Origin of the sequence: Bacteroides sp. An269 (assembly GCF_002159755.1) — a bacterium.
In the GTDB taxonomy this organism is placed as follows: Bacteria; Bacteroidota; Bacteroidia; order Bacteroidales; family Bacteroidaceae; genus Phocaeicola; species Phocaeicola intestinalis.
Genome location: NZ_NFJG01000041.1, coordinates 25,007 through 31,006, shown reverse-complemented (window position 1 = coordinate 31,006; position 6,000 = coordinate 25,007). Strand labels below are relative to the sequence as shown.

The following is a 6,000-nucleotide window of genomic DNA, read 5'->3' as shown; positions in this document are numbered from 1 at the left end:
ATGGACAAGAAAAAGATAAAAGAGTTTTTCGCCGATAAAAAGAACCGGCGATTCGCAGGCCTAAGCGCATTGACTTTCTTAGGACTTATCGGGGCATTGGCTTTGCAGGTGGTGTGGCTATATAATGTATATACCTTAATTAGAAATGACATCCAAAAAGAATGTACGTCCATTTTAGATACAGCACTATATGAAGAAGCTAATTTAATATCTAAAAAAGTTCCAGAAGGTACTATAATCGGAGGAGGAGCTCCAAATGATTCTTTACCTATAAACACCTATATCTATGAAGGAATTAATAAATTAGGTATTCGGTATTCTTTAAATGAAATTGATTCATTAGTTAATTTACATTTATGCAATAGAAATCTCAAAAGCCAATATGTAGTTTGTGTTGTCAATCCCTATAACGAAAACGAAATATTTCAGAAAAGTCAACAAAAAACAATACCCACGATAGGTAGTCTCAGAACCTCAATTATACCAATCAGAATAAACAAATCTTTAGGTATACAGCTTATTTTAACAAATCCGCATAAAGTTTTTTTTGAACGCATGGGGCTTCTCATTATCTCCACATTGATTATCTTATCTTTTGTCATCTCCTGCATCATCTACCAAATCCGTATCATCGCGCGTATGAACAAGATTTTCCAGATACGGGAAGACTTCACCTATGCCATGATACACGACATGAAGACACCGCTCAGCTCCATTTTCACCGCACTCTATTTCCTGCATAGCGGAAGGCTGGACAACAAACCCGAGACAAAAGAGAAATATTACACCATAGCCGAAAACGAAGTGGACCACCTGCTGACCCTTACCAACAGGGTGCTCACCCTGTCGAAGCTGGAAAGCCACAAGCTGGAAATGAACCGGGAAGACGTACAGCTGGAACCGATAGTAGAAAACCTGACCGTGAAGTTTACCGCCAAGGCGCAAAAGCCTGTCCGCTTCACCGCCGACTTGAAGGCTCCGATGGTATATGCCGACAAAGAATACCTGGAAGAGGTATTGAGCAACCTGATGGACAACGCCATCAAGTATTCGAAACCCGAAGGGGTAGACATCCGCATCCGTTCGGAACTGAACGAGAAATACACCGTCGTCAAGGTACATGATAACGGCTTGGGCATTTCGGAGGCCGACCAGCGCACCATCTTCAACAAATACGAACGTGCCGCAGCCGGACGAAAGAAGAACAAGAACAGACCTTCCGGCTTCGGCTTAGGGTTGAACTTCGTACAACAAGTGATGCATGCCCACGAAGGAAAGGTATTCGTCACCAGCATCGAAGGAGAGTTCACCGAATTTGCATTATTATTTCCAAGGTAATTATTCAGGTGACCAGGTGACTAGGTACTAGGTGACTAGATATTAAATACATTAGTAAACATCAGCAAGACTATATACTTGATAAAGTATTGTTTTTTACATGTTTTTTAAAACCTAGTCACCTGGTACCTGATCACCTGTCAACTAAAATCACATCGGCATCATCACAAACACACGATAATTCTGCTGGGCTTCCAGTTCTTTCATGAAGCTACAGATATCCGCCGCGCTTATCGCTTCAATCACCGCTTTGGTATCGGCAGGCAATTCGGAAGGCAGCAGCTCGTTGCCGGCTATCTCGCCACACCAATAACTGTTGGTGCGCTCCATTTCGGCAAAGTGTTTTACCATAAACTCTTTTACCTTGGCAAGTTCGGCTTCGTCTACCTGTTGCGCCAGTTTCGCAAATTCGTTGCGGATAATCTCCAGCGCACGGTCTTTCTTCTCCGGTTTCATCGGGAATACGGTCTGATATACCAAAGGCACATCCGACGTACGTTCCAGCACACCGCCGGTAGAAATGGAGTAAGTAGCCCCTTCTTTCTCTCTTACCTCGCTGAGCAGGCGGGCACTCATCAGCTGGGCACACATCGATGCCAATATCCGGTTCTTGAAGTTATAAGGAACGGTTCCGCTTACGAAGATACCTCCATACGCCTGCGGCACTTCCATTTTCAGTTTGACCTCTCCGGTCTTTTCGCCTGCAGTCACCCCTATTCCGCTGATACGCTTAATTTCAGCCTTCAGTGTCGGGTCGGACGGCAACGAAGCCAGATATTGCTCTGCCAGGTTTTTCAATTCTGCTTCATCAAAGTTTCCACTGAATACGAAAGTAAACTGGGAAGCATTGGCAAGTTGTTCGCGGATTATCTTCAGGATATGCTCACGGTTCGCCCCGTCGACATCCGCCGCATCCAGCATCTGCATACGCGGCGACTGATACATAAACTGATTCAATTTCTGCTGGAAAATCAGTTGGGGATTGGATTCCTGGTTCTGAAGCACACCTTTCAACAGGTTCTGCAATGCCGTAAACTCATCGGCGGTGACATTCAATTGCGTAAAGTTCAGGTAAATCAATTCCATAAGGGTCTTCAGGTCTTTGGGAGTGGCATTGCCGTTGACATTGCGCACGTAATGGTCCAGTTCGATATTGACAATTGCTTGCTTTCCTGCCATTTGCTTTGCCAAATCGGCAAAGGTGAACTCGCCTAAACCGTGTTGGGCAGTTACGACAGGCATAAACAGCAAATCGTTTACCCATTCATCGCCGTAAACCGACGTACCACCCTTAGCCGTAGCACGGAATACGATTTCATCGTTTTTGAAGTCAGTCTTCTTCACAATCACCTTCACTCCGTTTGATAGCATCCATTCCTTGGCACCGAACTGGGGAAGCGCTTTTTCCGATACAACCTTTCCGGCTGCCGGAAGCTGGCTTATCAGCGGCTCATTCTTTACATTATCCACATACGGAGCAATCTCTTCGGCATCTATCTGTGCCAATGAAGCCTTCAGGGCTGCGGCATCCGGACAAACGACACCTTCTTTTTCGGGAAGCGCAATCAGAACAGCCATGTTCCGTTCGTTAAGCAACTGGGCATACATCTGATTGACCGCCTCAACCGGAATCTGATTGGCAAGCATATTCATCAGCTGATATTCGTTCTCGATACCCGGAATCGGTGTCTTGTCGAGGAAGTTACGGACATAGGATTCAGCCAGTTTCCTGTTCTCCTGATGATTACGGTTATTGTATGCCTGCTCCAGTTGCGACAGGTATTCAGAACGGCAACGGGCATATTCGGTAGCGGTAAAGCCTCCGCGTTTGGCACGCAACACTTCCCGATAGACCGCGTCCATAGCCGGTTCGGTGTCGCTCCCTTTCGGTACGGCAATATATGCCATCGCCTTCTTGGTCTTACACAACTCCATGTCGCCATGCTGTCCCTGCGCCAAAGCATACGGAGCATCCGGCCGGGTGGAGATGTCGTGCAGGCGATACATCATCATCATGTCCGCCATGTCCAGCATGTATTCGGTGGTAAGCGCCAGCATCGTGTTGCGGAGCGAATCGGGCAATACATCATACTTGAAGTAGAACTTCACCAGCGAGTTGCCCTGCTCCTTGTCCTGTCCGATGGCTATCACCGGTTCGGTAAAATCATCTACCGGATAATAAACACGTTCGGCAGGCTGGGCAGGAAGCTCAATAGGCGCAAACAGCTCCTTGATTTTCGCTTCGATGCGGTCTACATCCACATCGCCTACCACCACGACTCCCTGCAAGTCGGGGCGATACCATTTCTCGTAATAATCGCGCAAAGCCTGATAAGGGAAATGGTCGACAACTGACATCAGTCCGATAGGAGAACGGCTGCCATAGCGGCTATCCGGGAAAATAATGGGCGATGTTTTTTCAAAAATGCGTTGCATGGGAGGCATCTGGCTGCGCCACTCTTCATGAATCACGGCACGTTCTTCATCAATGGCTTTGTCTTCGAGCAACAGACCGTTTGCCCAGTCGCTCAAAATCAGCAGGCAGGAGTCCTGCACGCCGATGCGTTCCGAAGGCACTCCGCAAATGCGGTACACGGTCTCGTCGACAGCTGTATAGGCATTGAGGTTCATGCCGAACTTCACGCCTACCGATTCCAGCCAGGGAATCAACGTGTTGCCGGGGAAATGCTTGGTGCCGTTGAAACACATGTGCTCTAAGAAGTGAGCCAATCCGCGCTGGTTTTCTTCTTCCTGAATGGACCCTACCTTTTGGGCGATATAGAAGTCCACCTGGTTTTCCGGATAGTCGTTGTGACGGATGTAGTAGGTCAGTCCGTTGTCCAGTTTTCCGATACGGACGTTCTTATCCACTGGTACAGGAGGCATCTGCTGTGCACGTAATCCCAAAGGAAGCATGCAGCATCCCGCCAAGGCAAAACAAATAAATTTCGTAAATCTTTTCATAAGTTTTTCTTACTATTTTATTAAACAATCTTTCTTTTAACAGCACAAAGATAAGTATTTGTCTCCACATATTATGTTATCACAATGTTATCTTTAGGTTAACGGGACTTACAGCATAGAGCTACAGACGTGGGCAGCTGATACCAAACAAAAAACAACCTTCTGTATAATCGGTGGTGAAAAAATGTACCTTTGTCGTACGACAAACCCATAAAACAATTCTGGTATGGAAAAGGAAAAAGTGAAAGGCATCCCTTACGGAGTGGCAAGTTTCGAACAGTTAAGGCAGGAAAATTCCTATTACGTAGACAAGACGATGTATCTTCCCATGCTGGAGGAGATAAGCAACTACCTTTTCCTTATACGTCCCAGAAGATTCGGAAAGAGCGTATTTGTCAGCATGATGCGGGCGTATTACGACATTGCCAAAGCGGACCGGTTCGATACACTCTTCGACGGACTCTGGATAAAAGAACATCCCACACCGTTGAAGAATGCCTTTCAGATTATCTATTTTGATTTTTCCATTGTAGGAACAGGATCCAATGAACAGGAACTGGAACAAAACTTCAACAAATATTACGGACAGGTACTGGACGTTTTTGCCGAAGTTTATGCCAGCTTCTATGACAAAGGATTCGAGCAGGAAGTCAAAAAAGAAAGCAGCGCCCGTTCCAAGCTGAACTACCGCTTCTTAATAAACCGCTTCTTAATAAAATCGATGAAAGGCAATTAAATCCCGAAAACCAATGGATAATTTCACTGAAATTCGTATCTTTGTAAATCTTAAAAAACAAATTCGCTTATGGAAAGCAGAGAATTAAGAGACAGATACGTCAACCCGTATACCGACTTCGGTTTCAAGAAACTGTTCGGCACCGAGATAAACAAAGACTTGCTTATCAGTTTCATCAATAGCCTGCTCCATGGCAGAGAAGTGGTGAAAGACCTCACCTATCTCAATACCGAACACCTCGGCATCAGTGAAGCCGACCGCAAAGCCGTGTTCGATGTTTATTGCGAAAATGAGAATGGCGAAAAAATATTAGTCGAGATGCAGCGAGGCATCCAGCAGTATTTTAAGGACCGTAGTCTTTACTATGCAACTTTTCCCATCCGTGAACAAGGACAGAAAGGGGAGTGGGATTATCAGCTGAAATCAGTCTATATCATTGGCATCCTCAACTTCACGTTTGATAAAGATAACGACAATTATTTCCACCACGAAGTGCAATTATTTGATAACCAGACCAAAGAAGTCTTTTACGATAAACTGACTTTCATCTACTTGGAAATGCCCAAATTCAATAAAACAGAAGATGAATTGACTGACATGTTCGAGAAATGGCTTTTTGTTCTTCGCAATCTTTCCCGATTGATGGAACGTCCCAAAGCCTTACAAGAACGCATTTTCACCAAGCTTTTCGAAGCTGCCGAAATTGCCAAGTTCACTAAGGTGGAATACGATAATTACGAAGAAAGCTTAAAAATCTATCGAGACTGGAAAAATACGATTGATACCGCAAAGAAAATTTCATGGGAAGAAGGACATGAAAAAGGGAAAGAAGAAGGGAAAGAAGAAGGACGGGAAGAAAAGGCTGCCGAAATGGCTCGAAGTTTAAAAGCGGAAGGGATTCCAGTTAATATTATCGCTAAATGCAGCGGTTTAAGCGAAGACCAAATCAACACCCTCTAAAA

Annotated in this window: 4 protein-coding genes; 3 read left to right on the top strand and 1 reads right to left on the bottom strand. The window is 45.2% G+C overall.

Annotated elements, in window-relative coordinates:
* The first annotated feature begins 555 nt into the window (after positions 1–555).
* Positions 556–1,338, top strand: coding sequence for a HAMP domain-containing sensor histidine kinase (locus B5F71_RS21015; RefSeq protein WP_239414018.1), 783 nt, complete (start codon positions 556–558; stop codon positions 1,336–1,338).
* A gap of 150 nt (positions 1,339–1,488) precedes the next feature.
* Here B5F71_RS21015 and B5F71_RS09670 read toward each other — a convergent pair whose 3' ends face one another.
* Positions 1,489–4,302 carry a M16 family metallopeptidase gene (locus tag B5F71_RS09670; protein WP_087209704.1) on the bottom strand — a complete coding sequence of 938 codons (2,814 nt, stop codon included), beginning with the start codon at positions 4,300–4,302 and terminating at the stop codon, positions 1,489–1,491.
* A gap of 226 nt (positions 4,303–4,528) precedes the next feature.
* On the opposite strand from B5F71_RS09670, the gene B5F71_RS09665 reads away from it, so the two are divergent.
* Both B5F71_RS09665 and B5F71_RS09660 read left to right on the top strand, forming a co-directional pair.
* Positions 4,529–5,038, top strand: a complete 510-nt coding sequence (locus B5F71_RS09665) for an AAA family ATPase (protein WP_087209702.1) — start codon at positions 4,529–4,531, stop codon at positions 5,036–5,038.
* Positions 5,039–5,107: 69 nt separating this feature from the next.
* On the top strand, positions 5,108–5,998 hold the full coding sequence (locus tag B5F71_RS09660; protein WP_087209699.1) for an Rpn family recombination-promoting nuclease/putative transposase: 891 nt from the start codon (positions 5,108–5,110) through the stop codon (positions 5,996–5,998).
* The last annotated feature ends 2 nt before the right edge of the window (positions 5,999–6,000 follow it).